This is a genomic window from Virgibacillus xinjiangensis, from assembly GCF_042643145.1.
In the GTDB taxonomy this organism is placed as follows: domain Bacteria; phylum Bacillota; class Bacilli; order Bacillales; family Amphibacillaceae; genus Virgibacillus_O; species Virgibacillus_O xinjiangensis.
Genome location: NZ_JBHRSA010000047.1, coordinates 24,243 through 44,675, shown reverse-complemented (window position 1 = coordinate 44,675; position 20,433 = coordinate 24,243). Strand labels below are relative to the sequence as shown.

General features: G+C 48.6%; 19 protein-coding genes, 1 pseudogene and 1 riboswitch. Of the genes and pseudogenes, 14 read left to right on the top strand and 6 right to left on the bottom strand.

Features of this window, described 5'->3' with window-relative positions; genetic code table 11:
• Positions 1-210: 210 nt before the first annotated feature.
• On the bottom strand, positions 211-2,121 hold the full coding sequence (locus ACFOGI_RS13565) for a vWA domain-containing protein (RefSeq protein ID WP_390273613.1): 1,911 nt from the start codon (positions 2,119-2,121) through the stop codon (positions 211-213).
• 10 nt (positions 2,122-2,131) lie between these two features.
• Complete coding sequence (locus ACFOGI_RS13560; protein ID WP_390273651.1) at positions 2,132-3,007, bottom strand: ATP-binding protein; 876 nt, start codon at positions 3,005-3,007, stop codon at positions 2,132-2,134.
• Between the two features lie 263 nt (positions 3,008-3,270).
• Between ACFOGI_RS13560 and ACFOGI_RS13555 the strand changes: the two genes are divergently transcribed.
• The 3 genes from ACFOGI_RS13555 (at position 3,271) to ACFOGI_RS13545 (ending at position 4,805) form a co-directional block, all read left to right on the top strand.
• Positions 3,271-3,555, top strand: coding sequence for a GNAT family N-acetyltransferase (locus tag ACFOGI_RS13555; RefSeq protein ID WP_390273610.1), 285 nt, complete (start codon positions 3,271-3,273; stop codon positions 3,553-3,555).
• A gap of 87 nt (positions 3,556-3,642) precedes the next feature.
• A complete protein-coding gene (locus ACFOGI_RS13550; RefSeq protein WP_390273608.1) occupies positions 3,643-3,873 on the top strand; it encodes an excisionase family DNA-binding protein in 231 nt (76 codons plus the stop codon).
• A 26-nt stretch (positions 3,874-3,899) separates the two neighbouring features.
• Positions 3,900-4,805: an RluA family pseudouridine synthase gene (locus ACFOGI_RS13545; protein ID WP_390273606.1), complete on the top strand. Its 906-nt coding sequence runs from the start codon at positions 3,900-3,902 to the stop codon at positions 4,803-4,805.
• 266 nt (positions 4,806-5,071) lie between these two features.
• Here the strand turns inward: ACFOGI_RS13545 and ACFOGI_RS13540 are convergent, their stop codons facing one another.
• Positions 5,072-6,058, bottom strand: coding sequence for a DmpA family aminopeptidase (locus ACFOGI_RS13540; protein WP_390273604.1), 987 nt, complete (start codon positions 6,056-6,058; stop codon positions 5,072-5,074).
• A gap of 345 nt (positions 6,059-6,403) precedes the next feature.
• On the opposite strand from ACFOGI_RS13540, the gene ACFOGI_RS13535 reads away from it, so the two are divergent.
• From ACFOGI_RS13535 to ACFOGI_RS13485, 11 genes and pseudogenes are all read left to right on the top strand, one after another.
• A complete protein-coding gene (locus tag ACFOGI_RS13535; protein ID WP_390273601.1) occupies positions 6,404-7,090 on the top strand; it encodes a GntR family transcriptional regulator in 687 nt (228 codons plus the stop codon).
• On the top strand, positions 7,071-7,973 hold the full coding sequence (locus ACFOGI_RS13530) for an acetaldehyde dehydrogenase (acetylating) (protein WP_390273599.1): 903 nt from the start codon (positions 7,071-7,073) through the stop codon (positions 7,971-7,973). Before ACFOGI_RS13535 ends, ACFOGI_RS13530 begins: the two co-directional genes overlap by 20 nt.
• Positions 7,970-9,001 (top strand): 4-hydroxy-2-oxovalerate aldolase, encoded by a 1,032-nt coding sequence (gene dmpG / locus ACFOGI_RS13525; protein WP_390273597.1) that lies wholly within the window; start codon positions 7,970-7,972, stop codon positions 8,999-9,001. The genes ACFOGI_RS13530 and dmpG overlap by 4 nt, the downstream gene beginning before the upstream one ends.
• 282 nt (positions 9,002-9,283) lie before the next feature.
• Positions 9,284-9,431: riboswitch (FMN riboswitch) on the top strand.
• 182 nt (positions 9,432-9,613) lie between these two features.
• Positions 9,614-10,264, top strand: coding sequence for a riboflavin synthase (gene ribE / locus ACFOGI_RS13520; protein ID WP_390273595.1), 651 nt, complete (start codon positions 9,614-9,616; stop codon positions 10,262-10,264).
• A 14-nt stretch (positions 10,265-10,278) separates the two neighbouring features.
• Positions 10,279-10,887: pseudogene (ribB, locus tag ACFOGI_RS13515) on the top strand (3,4-dihydroxy-2-butanone-4-phosphate synthase); the annotation flags it as partial.
• Between the two features lie 35 nt (positions 10,888-10,922).
• The gene (ribH, locus tag ACFOGI_RS13510) at positions 10,923-11,390 is read left to right on the top strand and encodes a 6,7-dimethyl-8-ribityllumazine synthase (protein ID WP_390273592.1); all 468 of its coding nucleotides are present in this window, start codon (positions 10,923-10,925) and stop codon (positions 11,388-11,390) included.
• A 139-nt stretch (positions 11,391-11,529) separates the two neighbouring features.
• Positions 11,530-11,742, top strand: coding sequence for a hypothetical protein (locus tag ACFOGI_RS13505; RefSeq protein WP_390273589.1), 213 nt, complete (start codon positions 11,530-11,532; stop codon positions 11,740-11,742).
• A gap of 31 nt (positions 11,743-11,773) precedes the next feature.
• A complete protein-coding gene (locus ACFOGI_RS13500; protein WP_390273586.1) occupies positions 11,774-13,663 on the top strand; it encodes an ABC-F family ATP-binding cassette domain-containing protein in 1,890 nt (629 codons plus the stop codon).
• Positions 13,664-13,917: 254 nt separating this feature from the next.
• Positions 13,918-14,970 (top strand): C45 family autoproteolytic acyltransferase/hydolase, encoded by a 1,053-nt coding sequence (locus ACFOGI_RS13495; protein ID WP_390273583.1) that lies wholly within the window; start codon positions 13,918-13,920, stop codon positions 14,968-14,970.
• 113 nt (positions 14,971-15,083) lie between these two features.
• On the top strand, positions 15,084-15,755 hold the full coding sequence (locus ACFOGI_RS13490) for a hypothetical protein (protein WP_390273581.1): 672 nt from the start codon (positions 15,084-15,086) through the stop codon (positions 15,753-15,755).
• A 76-nt stretch (positions 15,756-15,831) separates the two neighbouring features.
• A complete protein-coding gene (locus ACFOGI_RS13485) occupies positions 15,832-16,578 on the top strand; it encodes a hypothetical protein (protein ID WP_390273579.1) in 747 nt (248 codons plus the stop codon).
• Here the strand turns inward: ACFOGI_RS13485 and ACFOGI_RS13480 are convergent.
• The 3 genes from ACFOGI_RS13480 to kynA form a co-directional block, all read right to left on the bottom strand.
• Complete coding sequence (locus ACFOGI_RS13480; protein ID WP_390273577.1) at positions 16,563-17,903, bottom strand: CoA-disulfide reductase; 1,341 nt, start codon at positions 17,901-17,903, stop codon at positions 16,563-16,565. The two genes, ACFOGI_RS13485 and ACFOGI_RS13480, sit on opposite strands and share 16 nt — an antisense overlap.
• Positions 17,904-17,942: 39 nt before the next feature.
• Complete coding sequence (locus ACFOGI_RS13475) at positions 17,943-19,286, bottom strand: sodium-dependent transporter (RefSeq protein WP_390273575.1); 1,344 nt, start codon at positions 19,284-19,286, stop codon at positions 17,943-17,945.
• Positions 19,287-19,584: 298 nt separating this feature from the next.
• Positions 19,585-20,433 carry a tryptophan 2,3-dioxygenase gene (gene kynA / locus ACFOGI_RS13470; RefSeq protein ID WP_390273573.1) on the bottom strand — a complete coding sequence of 283 codons (849 nt, stop codon included), beginning with the start codon at positions 20,431-20,433 and terminating at the stop codon, positions 19,585-19,587.

Here is a 20,433-nt window from a genome sequence, read left to right as displayed (position 1 = left end):
GGCCCATCTTATCACAAATAATGGCATGAGCAGGAGGAAGTTGCGGCCCGAGTGTAGTATGCCGGGACCGGAGCGGGAGGAGGCGTGGCCCGAGCGAAGTGTATTAGAGCACGAGTTGCAGGAATAGAGGGCCGACCGGGGACAAAAGATAGAAAGAAAGCTGCCACGCTTTTTCATCAGCTTGGCAGCTTTCTGCAAGGGTTCATTTATTTAGATCGCTTTTAACAGCAGCTTTTTCAGTAATGGGGAGAAGTGCTCAGGCAGCTCGGCAACAGTTGGCACCATGATGCGTTCCTTGCCGTAGATGTTGCGCATCAAGTTGTCCTCCTGTTCGCCTACTTCTCCTTCTGCGAGGAACATACCGACGACATCGATCCCTTTTTTCCGTGCTTCAGAGACGGCCAGATTCGTATCGATGATGCCATTTTCGTTGTAGTCGGAAGCGGCAGGCTCTCCGTCCGAGAATACGAGGAGGAACCGGTTCTTGTCTTTGCGTGCTTCCAATTCCTCAGCAGCAACCCGGATGCTGAAGCCGTCGCGATTATCTTCCTGGGCTTCCAGCTGCATGATTTTGGCACCGTTATCCTGGTAAAGCGAATCATGGAAGGAATGGATGACATGAAAGTAGTTCGGCTGGTATTCAGCTTTCACTTCGGTCGCTTCTTCCCAAAATCCGATGATGGAATGTGGGATGTTCAGATACTTCAGCACTTCATGGAAGAGGATGATGCCCTTTTTCGTCTCTTCCATCTTGTTCAGCATAGATGCCGAGCAATCCACCAACAGGGTGAACGCTGCATCCATGTCCCTTGATTCCTGATTCTTCTTATAAAATAGGCGCGGGTACTCCTCGGTCACCACATTCAACAGTTTCTTGGACAGGCGGCCGGCGATCAGGTCGCGACGCGGGGCATTCTGCTTATGCTCGAGCATCTTTTCGATCGTCTTGGACAGCTTGCGTTCGAATGGAGCAATCTCTGCCGCGTACTGACGGTAAAGCTCTTCCTCTTCAATGGTCGGCCTCTCCGCATGTTTGACCACTTTTACGGCGAACTTGTTTTCCTCTCCATATGCTCTGCCGGATGATTCTTCCCCTTGGCCGGCCTCTTTTTTCTGCATGGCTTCCATGCTGGAATAATCATTCTGATCACTTTCGCCGGAGGCACCTTGAATGGATGCCATAGCCTGGTCGCCTTCTTCGGTTTCTCGGGCGCCGTCACCCATCAGGCTGGTTTTCGTGCCTTGTTCCAGCTCGAATTCCAGGAAATTCTGTTTCCGGTCTTCATTCTCATTTTGACCGTGCCAGGTAGAGAATTTCTCCTGAAAAACTTCATTATCCTCTTCCTTGACTACTTCCTCATCGTCATTGGCCAGAGGGTCTGTTCTGGTCAACTCATCGAAAGCATTGGATTCGGTATAGCTTGAGAGGTCGGCGATCGGAAAGATGAAATATTCATTGATCGTGTCCTGATAGTCTCTGTCCAGACGGAATACGACCTGTTCCGCTGCACGGGCAATTTCTCGAGTACTGTCAGCCTCAAATAGTTGGAACAGAATTGGCTTCAGTTCATCCAGTCTGTCGATTTGTTTTCCATTGGCTTGCGGGAAGGAAGGGTCCGGCGAGTCGGACTGAATCAGCAGGTAGATCAGGCAATACAATTCATCCAGGGCAAAGCTCCTCGTGACATTGGCTCTTAATTGCTGGGTAAAATACTGCTTTAAATAGTCCCTGCGAATGGTAAATTGAGTGACAGTGCCTGGCCGTTCCTTCTTTACCTTTTCCTCCAGCCGGATATCTTCGAACAAGGTGAACAGCTGGACGGCGAACTTAGGCAGGGTGGACTCGGACACGATTTCCAAATACTCCTTCATGACCGGAATATTGGAATGATGAAGCGTGCCGATGGTCCGCAGCAGGATGTCCGTCTTCAATCCTGCCTCCTTTGCCCGGGCATTGCCGATCCCCCAGTTGGAGCTGGCTGTTACTTTGTATTCATTGATATCGATTGCCGATCCATACGCATAGTCGAACTTCAGGCCAGATATGCCGGACAAGACGGATGACAGGTCCTGCAGCTGAAGGAACAGGTGGGTGTCCACATTGGTCTCACGAAATCGCATCTGTCTCCTCCTATCCGAATAAGGTCTCTGTCAGATTCAAGACAAAGTCTTTCTCTCTGTCCTCATCCAGCTTGTCGATGATCGAGCGAAGAATCGCCCGTTTTGGCGGGATAAGGACGCTCAGGTCGCATGCATCCAGCAAGGCACGGATAGAGGCAGCATCCTCTGAAAGCTTTCCTTGGGAGACTGCTTGGATCAAATCTCCAGACAACCGGACAAACAGGTCAATGATGCGGTCATCCTCCAGTCGGGTGTTGTCTTTGATCAGCTGATTCAGCTGTTCTCCCTGCAAATAAGGAATATCGATGACTACAAACCTGTTTTTCAATGCTTCATTCAAAGGGACGGTACCGACATACCCTTCGTTAATAGCAGCAACAACGCCGAACCCATCTTTTGCTGTGATGATTTCTTCGGTGAATGGGTTGGTGATGGTCCTGCGGTAATCAAGGACACCATTGATCAGTGGCAGTGTCTCCGGTTTGGCCATATTGATTTCATCTATATATAGGAATGTACCGTGATTCATGGCGTTGGTCACTGGACCGGGTACAAATTCTATCACTTGCTTTTCATCCTGATAGGCGAGTGTTTTGAAGCCGAGAAGACTTTCTGCATCCAGGTCCACGGAGCAGTTCACACTGAACATGGGCTGGCTGAATAGATGGGACAAGGTTTCGGCAAAGCGGGTTTTCCCCGATCCGGTCGGCCCTTTCAGAAGGACATTTTTCCCCATGCTCAAGGCAGTTACTGCATCAACCAGCAATTCGTTCTCCGGTGGCACATAGCCGCCTTCTCTTATCAAATCTCTGAATTCCTGTTGCTCTCGTTTTTTATTTTCTTCTAATAAATGACTGATCTGGTCAGGCAATTGATAATTATTCATCATCGTCGTGCTCCTTTCACGGGCTATTGTAAAACTTTTAGGCTGCAATGGCTAATATACCGAATTTCCCGAGTCCATGGGAGGGGAAACGACCATTTCATGTCTTTTCCTGGATATCCGGGAAATATTCCCTATATGGGTAGATATTTTTAACAATTTTGCGAACACGGGTTATTGTGTAAAGTGTATGTAAAGTGATATGATAAAGAGTAGATGATATCTATCTACATATGATAAATCAATTATTTTGGAGGCCTTATTTTATGACACAGATCAATAAGGGTGAAAATAAGTTTTATGTCGGAGATGATATAAGGGATCCATTGGCAGAAATCACGTTTATCCAAAACGGCGGAGGCAAGCTGGTCATTGATCATACCTTTGTTTCCGGAGAACTTCGCGGTCAAGGGATCGCAGGACAGCTGGTGGGGAAAGTAGTGGAACTTGCCAGGGAAAAAGACCGGAAAGTATTGCCGCTTTGTCCCTATGCCAAAAGTAAAATGGAAAAAACACCGGAATTTTACGATGTACTCATAGAACAAAAATAACTGTATGGAAAATCAGGATTTCTCTGCAAGGGATATCCTGATTTTTCACATAATAGGAAGAGAATATGTAAGGAAGGGGTGATTTGTGTGTATCTTTCTGTCGGAGAAACAGCCGAATACCTGTCCATGGATGAGGCGAAAATACGGGCGCTCGTCCTGCAGGGCAGAATCCGGTCAGTCCATGACGGGGAGCAGTTTTTGATCAATAAAGAGCAATTCACTACCCATTTGGATCAGGTCGAAAAATACCGGCAAATGATCCAAGAATATTTAAGCGAACCGATCCCGGAAGACATCGATGTAAAGGACGAAGATTGAAACGTCCGGATAAAGGAGATTGACACATGGCAAAAAAGCATCAAACTTCAAAGAAACCGGCAAACACGCTGCAATTCACGGTCCAGGAGAAAACAGAACTCCTCCCATTCCTGCGGTCCGTCATGGAGAACCGCAGCCGGAATTCTGTAAAATCCATTCTGACACGAGGGCAAGTGACAGTGGATGATCATATTGAAACGAAGCATAATTATCCATTGAAGCCCGGACAGTCTGTTTCCATCCTGAAAAATAAGGCAGCTGTCAAAAAAACCGCATTAGTCGGCCTGTCCATCGTATATGAGGATGAACACCTGATTGTCATCAATAAAGAAGCCGGACTGCTGTCAATTGCCAGTCAGAAGGAACGGAAGCAGACCGCCCATCATCAGTTGATGGAATACGTCAGACAAGAAGACCCGAGCAACCGGATATTCGTTGTGCATCGGCTGGATAAGGATACATCGGGTGTGATGATGTTCGCCAAAAGTGAGCATATGAAGCATAAGCTTCAGAATGCCTGGAAGTCGATGGTCCGGGAGCGTTCCTATATTGCTCTTGTGGAAGGAAAAGTGGAGAAGCAGGAAGGCAGCATTGAATCGTGGCTGAGAGAGAGCAAGACCCACCTCATGTATTCAAGCCATACCAAGGATGATGGCCTGCATGCTGTGACCCATTATAAGGTGATCCAGTCCAACCAGGACTATTCCCTGTTGGAAGTAGAACTGGAGACAGGGAGGAAAAACCAGATCCGTGTCCATATGCAGGATATCGGCCATCCGGTAATTGGGGACAAGAAATACGGTTCCAAAGGCAACAAGATCGGCCGGCTCGGCCTGCATGCCAAAGTACTGGCTTTTAAGCATCCTGCCAATGGAAAAATGATGCGATTTGAAGCAGATGTCCCGAAGATATTTTATAAAAAATCACGGTAGGTTGACCATTTTACAACAAATTTATAGGAAAGATTGAGTGACTATAGAGGAAGCATACCATCTTAAATCGGTATGCTTCCTTTTTTGGTGCAGGATGCACTCAGGCGCCAGCAATCCCTACTCGGGCCGCAACAAGGCGCACTCGTGCGCCAGCAATCCCTGCTCAGGCCGCAGCAGGGCGCACTCGTGCGCCAGCAAACCCCGCTTGGGCCACAATAGGACGCACTCAGGCGTCATTATCCTCATCCAGGTGTTCCTACTTCCTTTTAGAAAGGTGCTTTTTTCACCACACGTCCCTTTCTCCCTTCGGTGGTCTCTGCCTGCTGGAGGGAGCGGATGACTGCTTCCTCCGTTGTTTCGACGACTGCCTGGAACAACCTGTTCATGATCGGATGCTCATCGCGAATGAACTCACGGGTTTCCGTCAGGCTGTTTGATTGATGCGGGTATGTAGATGCTGTGGAAAATGCAACGGCGATATCTCCGCTTCCATGGGCAATATGGCTGCCTGTACGGCCGAGTCCTGCTGCACATCTTTTGGAAAGCCGCTTCAGCTGCCGATCTGATAACGGAGCATCGGTGGCAAGCACCATCATGATCGAGCCGTCCGGTGTATCGGTATTTGTTTCGGTCAGATCAGCAAACCGTGCCTCTTCCGGATTTCCGAAATTGCTCACTACGAGACAGCCGAGGTTGAACTCTCCATCCTTATCTATGATGGTACGGGAAGCAGTTCCGATACCTCCCTTGTGACCGAAGCATACCATTCCCTTGCCAGCGCCTACAGCTCCTTCTTCTACAGGGCCGGCTTCAGCCTGCTCGATCGCCTGGATGGCATGCTCTGGCCGAATGGCCTGTCTGCGGATGGAGTTCAAATAGCCATCATTGCATTCACCGACGACAATATTGATCGTACCAGTGGTGTCACCTATTTCCGGTGTCTGTTCCAACATGTACTTCAATGTCCCCTCCGTAACCGCGCCGACGCTGAAAGTGTTCGTCAGCATGATTGGCGACTCTAATAATCCCAGCTCTTCCAACTGTACCAGGCCGGTGGTCTTGCCGAATCCGTTAATGACAGAACTTCCTGCCGCATTTTTTTCGCGAAAAAGGTTGCCGCTATGAGGCAGAATGGCTGTGACTCCTGTACAGATGGTCGTTTCTTCGTCGACCTTTTCATATAACGTCACATGTCCGACTTTTACTCCTTCGATATCTGTAATGCAATTGTTTTTCCCTTTTGGTAGTGACATGGCAATTCTCCTTTTTATTTTCGTTTACATTATAGCAGAAGAGATCCTTCACTAAACCCTTTTCACTATCAAAACTGGAGATCCTTTTAGATCACGACGCCCGAGTGGGGGGGTGTCGCCTATGTGAGAGTTGTAGAAGCCCGAGCAGGGGTAGTTGATGCCTGAGTGGAGGGTGTCAAGGCCCGAGCGGAGGGAGCTGAGGCCCGAATGAGGGGCGCCTCCATTTTTCGAATAAAATTGACAAACTATTTAGCAAAAGGCGTTGACAGTTGGGATATTTACCCTTATAATCATAAGTAATTGTTAACTGTTAACTTTTCAGAAAACTTTAAGGGAGTACTTCCATTGCGAATTGAAAAGCAGAGCATAAGTGACCAAGTGTTAGAACATCTCAGAAAAAAGATCATTTTACATGAATGGAGGGAAGGCGACCGGTTAGCGGAAGCACAGCTATCAAGGGAGCTTGAAGTCAGCAGAGGGCCGATCCGTGAAGCGATTGCCAAGCTGGAGGCAGAAAACCTGGTGGAGAGGCACTCCAACGGCAGGACAGTTGTTAAGAAATTCGACACCGAAGATATTATCAATTTGTATGACAGCAGAATGCTGCTGGAAAAACATGCATTGACGCAGATTGATTCATCCGCTTTGCAAGACCATTTGCGTCTGATGCGGTTGTATATCGACCAAATGCATGAATCCTTTGAAGCCGGTGTCAGGGATATTGACTCTGACTTGGCGTTTCACAAGCTGTTGGTGAAGATGTCCAAGAACCAGACACTCGTGCAGTTGTGGTCTTCATTGGAAGGCATTTTCCGGACACTGATTGATATTACCAGTGAAGTATCGGTGTCCGAATCTAATCAAGAAAAAATTATCGGCTACCACAAGGAAGTCGCCGATGCATTGGAAGCAGGGGAAGTGGAGAAGGCCCAGGGTATATTGGCCCATCACTTGAAGGAAGCATCCCTTTATTATTGCAGGGGAAAAAACTTACACACAGGGAGAGATGAAGATGTCACCACAAAAAATTAAGTGTGCCATTATTGGATCAGGTAATATCGGGACAGACTTGATGTATAAGCTATTGCGGAGCGACAAGCTTGAATTGACGTCCATGATCGGTATTGACCGTGAGTCCAAAGGGCTGGCATTGGCAAAGGATCATGGTTTGACTCCGATCTATAATGGTATCGACGGACTGGTAGAGCAGCCGGAGCTTGCGGATATCGTCTATGAAGCTACGTCAGCCAAAGCCCATGCCCATAATGCTCCGATTCTTAAAGATATGGGGAAAAAGGCGATCGATTTGACACCGGCTGCAGTAGGACCGTTTCTCGTCCCTTCTGTCAACTTGCAGGAAGACAAGGTTAGAGAACTGGATAATGTAAATATGGTTACTTGCGGCGGCCAGGCTACTGTGCCGATCGTGAAAGCGATTTCTGATGTGGTGAAAGTCGATTATGCTGAAATTGTTGCTTCCATCTCCAGTAAGAGTGCTGGCCCTGGAACACGGCAGAATATCGATGAGTTCACGGTAACTACGGCAGAGGCATTGAAGCAAGTAGGCGGTGCCAGAGAAGGAAAGGCGATCATTACCTTGAACCCGGCAGAGCCTCCAATCTTGATGAGAAATACCATCCATGTCCAGACAGAAGGTTCCGCTGAAGAGAAGAAGGAAGAGATTCTCAAGTCTCTGGATGCGATGGTGGAAACTGTTCAGGGGTATGTGCCAGGCTACCGCTATAAGGCAGATCCGGTAGTAAAAGGTGACATTGTAACAGTATCTGTGGAAGTAGAAGGCATGGGAGACTTCCTTCCAACATACGCAGGTAACCTGGATATCATTACATCAGCAGCATTGAAGACAGGAGAAATCATGGCAGAACATCTATTAACAGAGGGGGCCGCAAAATGACAGACCAAAAGAAAGTGATTTTCAATGACGTAACGCTGCGTGACGGCATGCATGCAATTTCCCATCAATACTCCAAGGAGCAGATCGCTGAGCTTACCAGGGTACTGGATGATACGGGAGTAGATATCATCGAAGCCACTCATGGGGATGGCCTGGGAGGAAGCTCCATCCAGTATGGATTTTCCAAAGAAACGGAAAAGGATATCATTACCACAGCCGTTGAAAATGTCAAAAATGCGAAGGTCGGCGTCCTGCTGTTGCCAGGAATCGGTACGATTGACCATTTGAAGCGCGCCAGAGAATGGGGAGCTTCCGTCGTCCGTGTGGCAACCCATTGTACAGAAGCGGATGTATCCGAACAGCATATCAAGGCGGCCGGTGACCTTGGAATGGATACGGTAGGCTTCCTGATGATGTCCCATCGTGCAGAGCCTGAACAGTTGTTGGAAGAAGCGAAGAAAATGGAATCCTATGGAGCCAGCACCATCTATGTGGTGGACTCTGCCGGTGCATTGACCATGGATGATACCAGAAGAAGGATTTCTCTATTCAAAGAGAATTTAAGCACGGAAATCGGCTTCCATGGCCATAACAATCTTTCACTTGGTGTAGCAAACTCTATTGCCGCATTGGAAGAAGGAGCCGGGCGCATTGATACAAGCCTTGCAGGCATGGGCGCAGGCGCAGGGAATACAGCTACAGAAGAACTGGTAGCTGTCATGAACAAGATGGACATCCCTCATTCGATTGATCTCTATAAAGCGATGGACGCAGCGGAAAATATCATGAAGCCAATGATGAGGCGTCCTGTGCAAATAGACCGTCTCAGCCTCACATTAGGATACACTGGCGTTTATTCCAGCTTTCTGCTTTTCGCAGAACGTGCAGGGGAAGAATATGGCGTAGATCCTCGGGATATTCTGACGAAAATAGCGGAAATGGGTGCAGTAGGTGGACAAGAAGACTGGATCATCGGTGTTGCCCAGGATTTGGCTAAGGAAAAGAAGCAGGATAGTGTGACTGTATAATTGCATAGAGAACAGCCCTTTTCCAGGGGAACTCATACTCTGGAAAAGGGCTGTTTTTGTTTGGAATGCGGATACTGGGCCCTTATTAAACTGCCGCGGCATTGATCACCGGTCTGGTGACGTATGTTCTATTACAGTGAACACCTGCATCAAAAGGAAGGATTACATACGAACGGATAAGCTGACCAATGCACCTCCATTTTCCATTATCTTGCACGATAGCAGAATGTCCTCTTGTTTTCTGATAAGTACAGTGGTATACTATGAAGAAATTAATATGCAATATTCCTTCGGGGTCGGGTGCAATTCCCAACCGGCGGTGAGGAAGCAGCTGCTTCTAAGTCCGTGACCCGTGCGGCAGTGATGCCAAGCGGTGGATCTGGTGAGATTCCAGAGCCGACAGTCAAAGTCTGGATGGGAGAAGGAATTTTTCGGCGCATGGATCGTTTGCGATTCGTCAGGACTGTCTCCTTTTCAGGCAGACGTTCTTTCGACGTATATACTTGTATCCTGTTTGCTTGTAAAATTCGACCAGTAGGCCCCTGAAGTCCATTCAGGGGCCTTTTGCTATGTCTGGTGGAGGGATCTTGCAGAGAAGAGAGGAAGAAATGTATGTTTACAGGAATCATTGAAGAAAAGGGAACCATTAAAAATACCCGGCAGGTTTCAGAGCAGGCAGTGGAAATGACCATTGAAGCAGCAGTGATCATGGGTGATATGAAGCTTGGCGACAGTATTGCCATCAATGGCATCTGTCTGACGGTTACCGATTTCTCCTCTTCATCCTTCACGGTAGATGCCATGCCGGAAACCATTCAGGCAACCTCATTAAAGACACTGTCTATCGGTTCGAAGGTCAACCTGGAACGGGCCATGGGAGCAAATGGCAGATTCGGCGGTCATTTTGTCTCCGGACATGTGGATGGCATAGGAAAGATTATCCGCAAGCAGGCACAGGAAAATGCCATTTATTATGATATAGAGATCGACGAGGAGCTGAGTCCCTATCTGATGCATAAAGGTTCCATTGCTGTGGACGGTACAAGCCTCACCATCTTTGGTGTGGAAGGCAATGTGTTCACTATTTCCTTGATTCCCCATACGGTGGTGGAAACCATCTTAGGTGAGAAGGGACAAGGAGATATTGTCAATATAGAATGTGACATGCTGGCAAAATATGTTCGCAATATGATAATCGGGGAATCCGGGCAGGATAAAAAAGATATCAGCCGTGATTTCCTGCAGAATAACGGATTCATGTAAAAGGAGGAAACGGAATGTTTCATACAATCGAGCAAGCTGTCGAAGAGCTGAAAAAAGGAAAGCCGATTATCGTGGTGGACGATCAGGACCGGGAAAATGAGGGCGACTTGGTCGCACTGTCCGAATTGGCGACACCGGAAGTGATCAACTTTATGATTACCCATGCAAAAGGACTTGTATGTACGCCGGTCCAGAAACAATTGGCGGAAGCACTAAATTTTCCGATGATGACCGATCAGAGTACAGATCCATTGGGGACAGCATTCACCGTTTCCATCGACCACAAGGATACGACGACGGGAATCAGTGCAGCAGAACGGGCGAAGACCATCAAGGCGTTGACAGAGGTCGATACCGTAGCGGAAGATTTCAAACGCCCAGGACATGTTTTTCCATTGATTGCAAAAGAAGGAGGAGTGCTCTCGCGACCAGGGCATACGGAAGCAGCCGTTGATCTTGCGTTGCTGAGCGGTGCATTCCCGTCCGGGATTATCTGCGAGATCATCAAGCAGGATGGAACGATGGCCCGCCGGGACGACCTGGAGGCCATGACAGAAAGATTCGACTTGAAAATGATTACGATTGAAGATTTGATTGCATATCGCAAAAAAGATACAGAATTAAACAGATTGATGGTCAAGGAAGGGAGATAGCAGGGATGACGAAGATGTATGAAGGTAATTTAGTAGGAACAGATCTCAAAATAGGAATTGTTGTAGCAAGGTTCAATGATTTCATTACCGGCAGGCTTCTCGATGGAGCAGTTGATACACTGAAGCGGCATGGGGTGTCCGAGGACAGTATCGAGGTGGCATGGGTTCCCGGCGCTTTTGAAATTCCGCTGGCTGCGCAGAAAATGGCGGCAGGAAATTATGATGCGGTTATTACACTAGGCACGGTGATTCGCGGCTCCACGCCACACTTCGATTATGTCTGCAATGAAGCGGCTAAAGGCGTCTCGCAGGCTTCCAGTCAATCCGGCAAGCCGGTCATCTTCGGCGTCATTACGACCGACACGATCGAGCAGGCCATTGAGCGTGCTGGTACAAAGGCAGGCAACAAAGGGGCGGAAGCTGCTGTTTCAGCGATAGAGATGGCCAATCTCGTCAAACAACTCGAAAACTGATATCACGGCTACGATTCACCGGAAGTGCGGCCTTTGCCAGCAGTTCCGGTTTTTTGATAGCCGTCTTGGCTCGGGACGCATGGGGGGCTGTTTTTGCTCTGGAAAATCAGCATTTGTTAAGCTAAACTAGAAGGTAGGCATGAAACTATCGGAGGGGATCATCATCAATATCAAGCTATTAGCCGTTCAGCTTGCGGTCATTGCGATTGTGTGGTCCGGGATGGCTTTTTTCTATAAAGAGATGTCGAATATGAATCAATTCATCTTCCATCTTGTCACATCCTGGATGTTGTTTCTGATCGTCATGATTGTGAAAGGGCTGATCAAAGAAAGGAAACATCGAAGACAGTAACTGCCATACTTATGTGCGAGGAAGGATTACTATGCTAACGATCGAGAACTTGACGAAATCCTATGGGGAAAAAGTATTGTACCAAGACATTACCTGCACCATCACCGATCGGGAGAGAATCGGTCTGATCGGTGTGAATGGAACGGGCAAATCCACGTTTCTCAAGACCATCGCCGGCTTGGAAACACCGGAGCAGGGAACGATCAAACATCCTAAGGATTATCATATAGAATATCTGGCCCAGGATCCGGTTATGGATACGGACCGAACTGTTTTAGAGCAAATCTACTATGGGGATGCGGAGATCATGCGGGTGATGCGTGACTATGAACAGGCTCTTTCCCGGCTGAATGAGCATCCTGAAAATGCTGATGCCCAGAACGCGGTGATGGACATGCAGCAGCAGATGGATGAATACGACGCTTGGGAGGCCAATACAGCAGCCAAAACAGTGCTTACTAAGTTGGGAATCACCGACTTTCATAAGAAGGTGACCGATTTATCCGGTGGACAGAAAAAGCGGGTAGCCATTGCCAAGGCACTGATCCAGCCGGCGGATCTGCTCATTTTGGATGAACCGACCAACCATTTGGACAATGAAACAGTTGAATGGTTGGAGAAATATCTGGAGTCCTATAAAGGTTCCTTGCTGTTGGTCACCCACGACAGATACTTCCTGAACCGTGTGACCAACCGGATCTATGAACTCGATAAAGGTAACCTTTATATTTATGAGGGTAATTACGAAGTTTTTCTTGAGAAGAAAGCAGAACGGGAAGCACTGGAACGGAGCTATGAACAGAAGCATCAGAATACATTGAGGCGTGAGCTTGCCTGGCTGAAGCGGGGTGCGAAGGCAAGATCGACCAAGCAGAGGGCCAGGGTGGAACGGGTACATGAAATGAAGGAAAAGACCTTCGATACGAAGAAGGAGAACTTGGAATTTCAAGTGGGCTCCACCAGACTCGGGAAAAAAGTCATGGAATTGAAGGATATCGAAAAGAGCTACGGGGATCAGAGGATACTGAGGGATTTCAGCCGGCTGATCGTTCCCGGAGATCGTATCGGTATCATCGGGCCCAATGGCACCGGAAAGACCACCTTGCTGAATATGATGGCAGGCCGGATCCAACCGGATCATGGGGAAATTGAGACAGGGGAAACGGTCAAAATCGGCTATTATACCCAAGGTGAAGAAGAACTCGATGGCGACCAGCGGATCATTGAATATATCAAAGAAGTTGCTGAAGTCATCCATACGAAAGACGGCGAAGTGATCACTGCCGAACAGATGCTGGAGCGATTCCTGTTTTCACGGCCGGATCAGTGGACATATATCCATAGGCTGTCAGGTGGGGAAAGACGCAGATTATACCTTTTGAAAGTGTTGATGTGTGAACCGAATGTCCTGTTCCTTGATGAGCCTACCAATGACCTGGATACCCAGACACTCGGAGTACTTGAGGAATACTTGGACAATTTTCCTGGCGTCGTCATCACCGTTTCGCACGATCGCTATTTCCTGGATCGTGTCGTAGATCAGCTGATTGTATTTGAAGGGAACGGCCATACGAGGAGCTTTTACGGGAACTACACGGATTACTTGGAAGAAACCAAGCAGAAAGTGGAGGTGCCGAAAAGAGAGGGAAAATCTGCTCCCAGAACAGAAAAGCCGAAGAAAAAGAAGCTCTCCTATCATGAGAAAAAGGAATGGGAAACCATTGAGGATGACATCATGGAACTCGAGGGCAGGATCGAGGAATTGCAGACAGAAGTAGTGGAAGCAGGGAGCAATTCACAGAAAGTCCAAGAACTTTTTGCGGAACAGCAGAAGACCGAAGCAGAACTCGAAGCAAAAATGGAACGCTGGGAAGAACTTTCCCTTCAAGTAGAGGAATTGAATAATGGAACGGAAAAGTAAGGCCTCCTTCGAGGGCCTTATTTTTATGGATAGCTGCAGTGACATAGGCTCTAAGCGAGCGTGTCCGATGGTATGACAGCTTGGTTGTGATGCACCTTTACGCTTTGGAGTGGCAGTGTTTTACAATGGGGAAAAAGAAGAGTACAATATGTTTGGATTTCCGTCGATAAACGAGGGTTTTATTTGCATAAATGATAAATAATACACATATACTGGGAAATTTTACAGACACTATGACATAAAGGGATGAGTTGATGCAGCAAGTATTTAATGAGGTCATCCAATTCCGTGGGAGCCACTACGACTTCGGCTTGATGCAGGGGGAGCGTCTTAAGGATTCCCATACGATAAGGAACCGAAAAAAAGAATGGAAGATCAGAAGGCCGCGTTTCCAGATCGATGTGCAGGATACGAAACAGGCCATCACAGCCTATGCTCCAGGAGTATGGGAGGAACTGCTCGGTATCAGGGATGCGTTGGAATGGAAGATGACAGATGTGCTGCAGGAATTTGGCGGATACCGGCTGGAATATAAGAAGAGCGGCTGTTCCATTTATACAGGCACTGATTACATGATCCGCAATTATGATTATCATCCAAAGACATATGATGGCTGCTATACAATCTATCAGCCGGATGACCAGGGTTACGCTATCATCGGTCCATCCCAGCGAACGACAGGGCGGATGGATGGGATGAACGAGAAAGGCCTTGCACTCGGCTATAACTTCATGCACCGCAAAAAGCCGGGCGATGGCTTCATCTGCAATATGATCGGGCGCATGGTGCTGGAAACATGTGCAAATGTAGACGAGGCCGTATCTATGCTGAAGGATATCCCGCACCGTCATTCATTCAGCTATATCGTGTTGGATAGGAGTGGCGTCACCTATGTGGTGGAAGCAACGCCAAGAAGTGTGGTTGTCCGGGAGTCCAATGTCTGCACCAACCATTTTGAAATGCTAGAAGATGAAAACCGCCATCATCTCCATGATTCTTATAAGCGGATGAATGCCATCAATCAGCGACAGAAGATAGACATGGGTGCAGAAGAAGCATTCCAGATGCTGAATGATCGGAGCGGTGGGGTGTTTTCTGAAAAGTACAAGGCATGGGCCGGCACGATTCATACCTCTGCCTATCTCCCGAAACAGAATCAGGCTTGGTTTGCATTGGGGGGAGACCAGACACCATATTTATTCGATTTCCACAAATGGCTGGAAGGAGAAGATTTGGATCTGCAGCAGCTTCACGGCCAACTTGATACGGACATCCAGTTTGTCCATTCAGACTGGAAGAAGAGCTGACCATTGATTTTCATGTTTGAACATCCATGGATTCAGGGAATTTACAAGAAGGCTTTTCATTTCATAAAATATGGTTATAATTAAGGACAGAACAATTTAGGAGGTAACGTCACATGAAGCTATACCAAGTGAGGAAAGGGCAACTCGTTTTTTATAACAATGAACTGCATAAAGTATATGCTGTTAAGCCGGTATTCAAAAAATCCATCCATTTATACCGTCTGAAAGATATGCAGCAGATTCTGACAAGAGCCAGTGAAATCGAGCTGATCCGCCCACAACATAATGATACATTCATCTTTTATGGTAAACGATACACAATTGATAAAGATAAGCGCCCGGAGCCAGGCGATTATATCTTGATTACAAAACCTGCCCCAGACTTTCTTGATCATTATTCCCTTAATGAAATCGAAAAAGTGGAGACCGTGGAGGATGGAAATGTCACCACCACACGGGATAACGGGGTAAAACACCATGAGTATGTCGTACTGGTGCCAGGTAAGACCGATGCAAGCCGGGAAATTGCCTATTATGATAAGAGCAGAGTTCCTGAATCCCAGCAAATCGAGGATGAGTCAATCTCTTACCTATCCGAGAAGGATGAGTCACTGAAGCCTGTCGTTGGCGATATTTACGTGGATGTCCGTCAGAAAACGAAAGCAATGGTAGTCGCCATGACAGAGGATGAAGTCGTCTTCGGCCATGGGGTGCGTGTCCATGTGGCAGAACTCCTGGATGAAAACAACTTTGAACTTGTCTACCGGTTTGAGGAAGACCTGTAGGGTGGAAATTTTAATAGCGGCAGCTGGTGAGTAGCCGTAGATAACTGTGCATTCGATGTGGATGTGCAGTTTTTTTATGGGAGAGAGCAGGGGAATCGGCAGGAGAAGCGCGAAATCAGCAGGAGGCGCGTGGAATCGGCAGGAGGCGCGTGATATCGGCAGGAGCGCGTCGGTATCAGCAGGACGCTCGCGGAATCAGCGGGAGCGGGGCGATATCAGCGGGAGGTGGGTGGAATCAGCAGGAGGCGCGTGGAATCAGCAGGAGCGGCGCGATATCAGCGGGAGGTGTGTGGAATCAGCAGGAGCAGGGGGATATCGGCAGGAGGCACGCGGAATCAGCAGGAGCGGCGCGATATCAGCGGGAGGTGTGTGGAATCAGCAGGAGCGGCGCGATATCAGCGGGAGGCGTGTGGAATCAGCAGGAGCGCATCGATATCGGCAGGAGGCGCGCGGAATCAGCAGGAGTGCGTCGATATCAGCGGGAGCGGGGCGATATCGGCAGGAGGCGCGTGGAATCGGCGGGACGCTCGCGATATCCGCAGGAGAAGCGCGAAATCAGCAGGAGCGCGTCTATATCGCTAGGAGGCGCGTGGAATCGGCAGGAGGCGCGCGGAATCAGCAGGAGCGCGTCGGTATCAGCAGGAGGCACGCGGAATCAGCGGGAGCGGGGCGATATCAGCGGGAGGCGCGTGGAATCAGCAGGAGCACATCGATATCGGCAGGACGCTCACGATATCCGCAATTGCTCAGCTTCATTCGGAACTATACACATATAAAAAGCTGCCGGAGTCATTCCGGCAGCTTTTTTCAGGACAATTGCTGATTGGCTTTATAACCCAGGATGTTGATGGGGTCTTTGGGGGAAGAGTAGGGCGGGGCATACCCGAGTTCCACTTCTTCCAGGTCGGCAACTGTCATTTTGCCTCGGATGGCGGTTGCCAATACACCAAGCCGTTTATCGGCACCGTCAAATCCGATCACGTCGCAGCCATAAATGGTTCCTTTTTCTGCATCAAAGACGATTTTCAACCACAGCTTTTCTGAGCCGGGATAGTACTTGGCATGCGAATAAGTTTCCAAGAAGGCTTCCTTATAGGAAATTCCGGCATCCTCCAGGGTGGCCTTGTTATGGCCGGTCGATCCGATGGTCAAGTCGAACAGCTTAAAGATGGAGGTGCCGATGATTCCATGGTTCTCCACTTTTTCCCCAGCCAGGTGGCTGGCGATCAAATAGGCCTGCCGGTGTGCAGGCCAGGCAAGTGCTACATGCCTCGGTTCGCCGGTGAAGAAATCCTTGGTTTCCACAGCATCTCCGAGTGCGTAAATGTCAGGGTCATTGGTTTGCATATCGTTGTTGACCTCTATTGCTCCGCTCCTGCCCAATTTCAGGGAGGCTGATTCGGCGAGATCGGTATTTGGTTTGACCCCGGTTGCCATCAGGGTCATATCTGCCTGCAATGTACTTCCACTGCTCAGATGGACGGTCTTTCCATTATTAGAGTAACCTTCCAAGCCATCATCCAGAATCAGTTCGATCCCCTTCTCCCGAAGATGTTCATGGATTACTTCTGCAATTTCTTTGTCAACGACCTTCATGACTTGCGAAGACCGGTCGATCACGGTACAGGCAATTCCCCGTTCGTGCAGATTTTCTGCCATCTCCAGACCGATGAATCCACCGCCGATGATCGCCGCTTTTTTGGGCTGGTTCTGCTCGATGTAGTTGTTTATTTTCTCCATATCCGGAATCGTACGAAGCGTGAAAATGCACGCCTCATTACGGCCATCCACATCAGGGACGATGGGGGAAGCACCAGGAGAAATGATCAGCTTGTCATAGCTCACTTCCTGTTCCCCGGATTCATTCTGGCATATCACTTTTTTATCTTTCCGGTTGATGGAGATAACCTCTGTACCTGTGCGGACATCCACGTTATATTTTTCGCGGAAGCGGTCCACCGATACAAGAATATCTTCCTTGTCTTTGATGACGCCTCCGAGGTAGTAAGGCATTCCACAGTTCGAGAATGCGATATGCTCACCTTTTTCAAAAATGATGATGTCTGCGTCTTTATCATTCCGTCGGATTTGGGCGGAAACGGTAGCTCCCCCGCCGACACCGCCGACGACAACAATCTTTTGTGCCATTCATTCCACTCCTCACTAGCCTATTGGTATTATTATTACCTAAATCAGGCCGACTGAACCTAGGAATACAATAATGATGGTCACCGGAACGACCCAGCGCATGAGCTGGAACCATGCCTGATAGACGCCTGAGTTCAAACCGGTGCTATAGTTGAACTCCTGTCGAATAAGGCTTTTGTCCATTTTAAAACCGATGAACAGAGCGATGAACAAGCATCCTGCAGGGAGCATGATATTGCTTACCAGAAAATCGGTCGCATCAAAGACGGTCAGGCCGAAGATGTGGAAATCCGCCAGTGTGCTCGATGAAAGGGCGGCAGGTATACCGGCGATGAATACAATCGCTCCAGCAGTTGCTGCCACTTTCTTCCGGGAGCGTTCCTTCTTCTCGGTAAATGCCGATGTAATGATTTCCAGCATGCTGAATGATGAAGTCAGTACGGCGAACAGGAAGAGCAATAAGAACAAGCTCAGGAACAGTTCACCGAACGGCATCTGGCTGAAAGCTTCCGGGAGCACCATGAATAGCAGTCCTGGTCCTTCTGCGGGCTCCAGCCCAAAGGCGAAGACCACCGGGAAGATGGCCAGGCCAGCCAGCAAGGATACAAAGATATTCATGATGGATACGGAGCCGGCGGACATCGGCAGGCTCACATCTTTTCCGAGATAAGAGCTGTAGGTCACCATTACGGAAATTCCCACGGCCAAGGAAAAGAATGACTGGCCGAGTGCATAGAGAATATTTTCCCCTGTCAGTGCGGTGAAGTCCGGCTCAAGGAAAAAGCGGATGCCGTCCATGGCTCCTTCAAAGGTGATGGAGCGTAGGACAAGGATAATGAAAAAGACAAATAACAGCGGCATCAGGATTTTACTTGATTTTTCAATGCCGTCCTTGATGCCGAATGAGACGACGATGATATTGATGAGCATAAAGAATGCCAGTCCAGCGATGGTGATCAGCGGATTTCCGGTAATGTCGGCGAATAACTGTTCATAATTGGCTCCGCTTGTGATGATTCCGCCGAAGATCGAGACAAGGCTGTAGATCAGTACCCAGCCGCCGACGACACTATAAAAGGACATCAATAGGAAAGCGCCTACGACACCCCAATGTCCGATGAAGGACCAAGGTGTTTTAGGAGCCAGTTTTTGATAAGCGCTGACGGCTTCTTTTTCAGCGCCTCTTCCGATGATGAATTCTGCGATGAGGATGGGCAGTCCGATCAGAATGGTGAATGCGATGAAGACGAGGAAGAAAGCCCCACCGCCGTTCATCCCTGTCATGTAGGGGAATTTCCAAATTGCCCCGAGGCCGATCGCTGCTCCAGCCGAGGAGAGGATGAACCCGAGCTTGGACGCCCATTGGTCTGTTTTGTTGCGCATGGTATGATTTCCTTTCTTTGCTGTGGGTTATGTGCCATGTAGTAGTTTTTCTGAATGAATGCTGTGTCTCCCTTGGATGAACGGCCTTTCCTGTTCACTGGGTGAAAAGCCGCTGTTGTATTGCAGGCTGGGCCGATGCGACTGATGCATAAAACAGAAGCATAGCCCAGCGATTGGGCAAATTTCCATTGTGGCAGGTGAATGCTACTCAATGCTGCTTAGGCGGACACCATATATACGTTACGCGTTTCGCGAGCATTTTTCAAATTCTATTTTTCTTTCAGGAAAAAGTCAAGTGCTACAGCCGTGTGCGGATGCTCCATAGTTCAGGAAAAAATTGGTGATCCAGCACCTTTTTCAGATAGCCGACACCCGAAGAGCCGCCAGTTCCTTTCTTATGGCCGATGATACGTTCCACGGTCTTCATGTGGCGGAACCGCCATTGCTGGAACCAGTCTTCCAGATCCACCAGCTTCTCGCCAAGCTGGTAGAGGTCCCAATAGCGGTCCACATCTTGGTATACCGTAAGCCAGGCGTCCTCGACACTTTCATTCGGTATATAGGTCTTGGAAAAGTCACGTTTCAGCACGGTCTGATCAATTGGCAGACCTTGCCGTGCAAGTGCTTGGATGGCTACATCATAGAGGCCGGGGGACCGGTATGCTTCCTCCAGTATGGCATGGAGTTCGGGATCTTTTTCGTAAATCTTGAGAATATGCGGTGTTTTATAGCCGAGGACGAATTCGACCAGCCGGTACTGGTAGGACTGGAACCCCGAGGCATTCCCCAAGCTGTCCCGGAACTCCATGTATTCGGCAGGTGTCAGGGTGGACAGGACGTCCCATGCCTGGATGATCTGTGTCTGCGTACGGGAGACCCGTGCAAGCATCTTGAATGATGCCTGCAATTCATCCTGCTTGATGGCTTTGATGGCCCCTTCGATCTCATGGATGATCAGCTTGAGCCATAATTCACTGACCTGATGGATCACGATGAACAGCATTTCATCGTGGTGGCCGGACAGCCGCTTTTGACTCGATAGGAGTTGATCCAATTGCAGATAATCCCCATAGGTCATTTTTTCTTTGAAATCTGTGTGGATGTCTGTCTCCATTTCAAATCTTTTATCAGAGGGGCGCTCGGACAT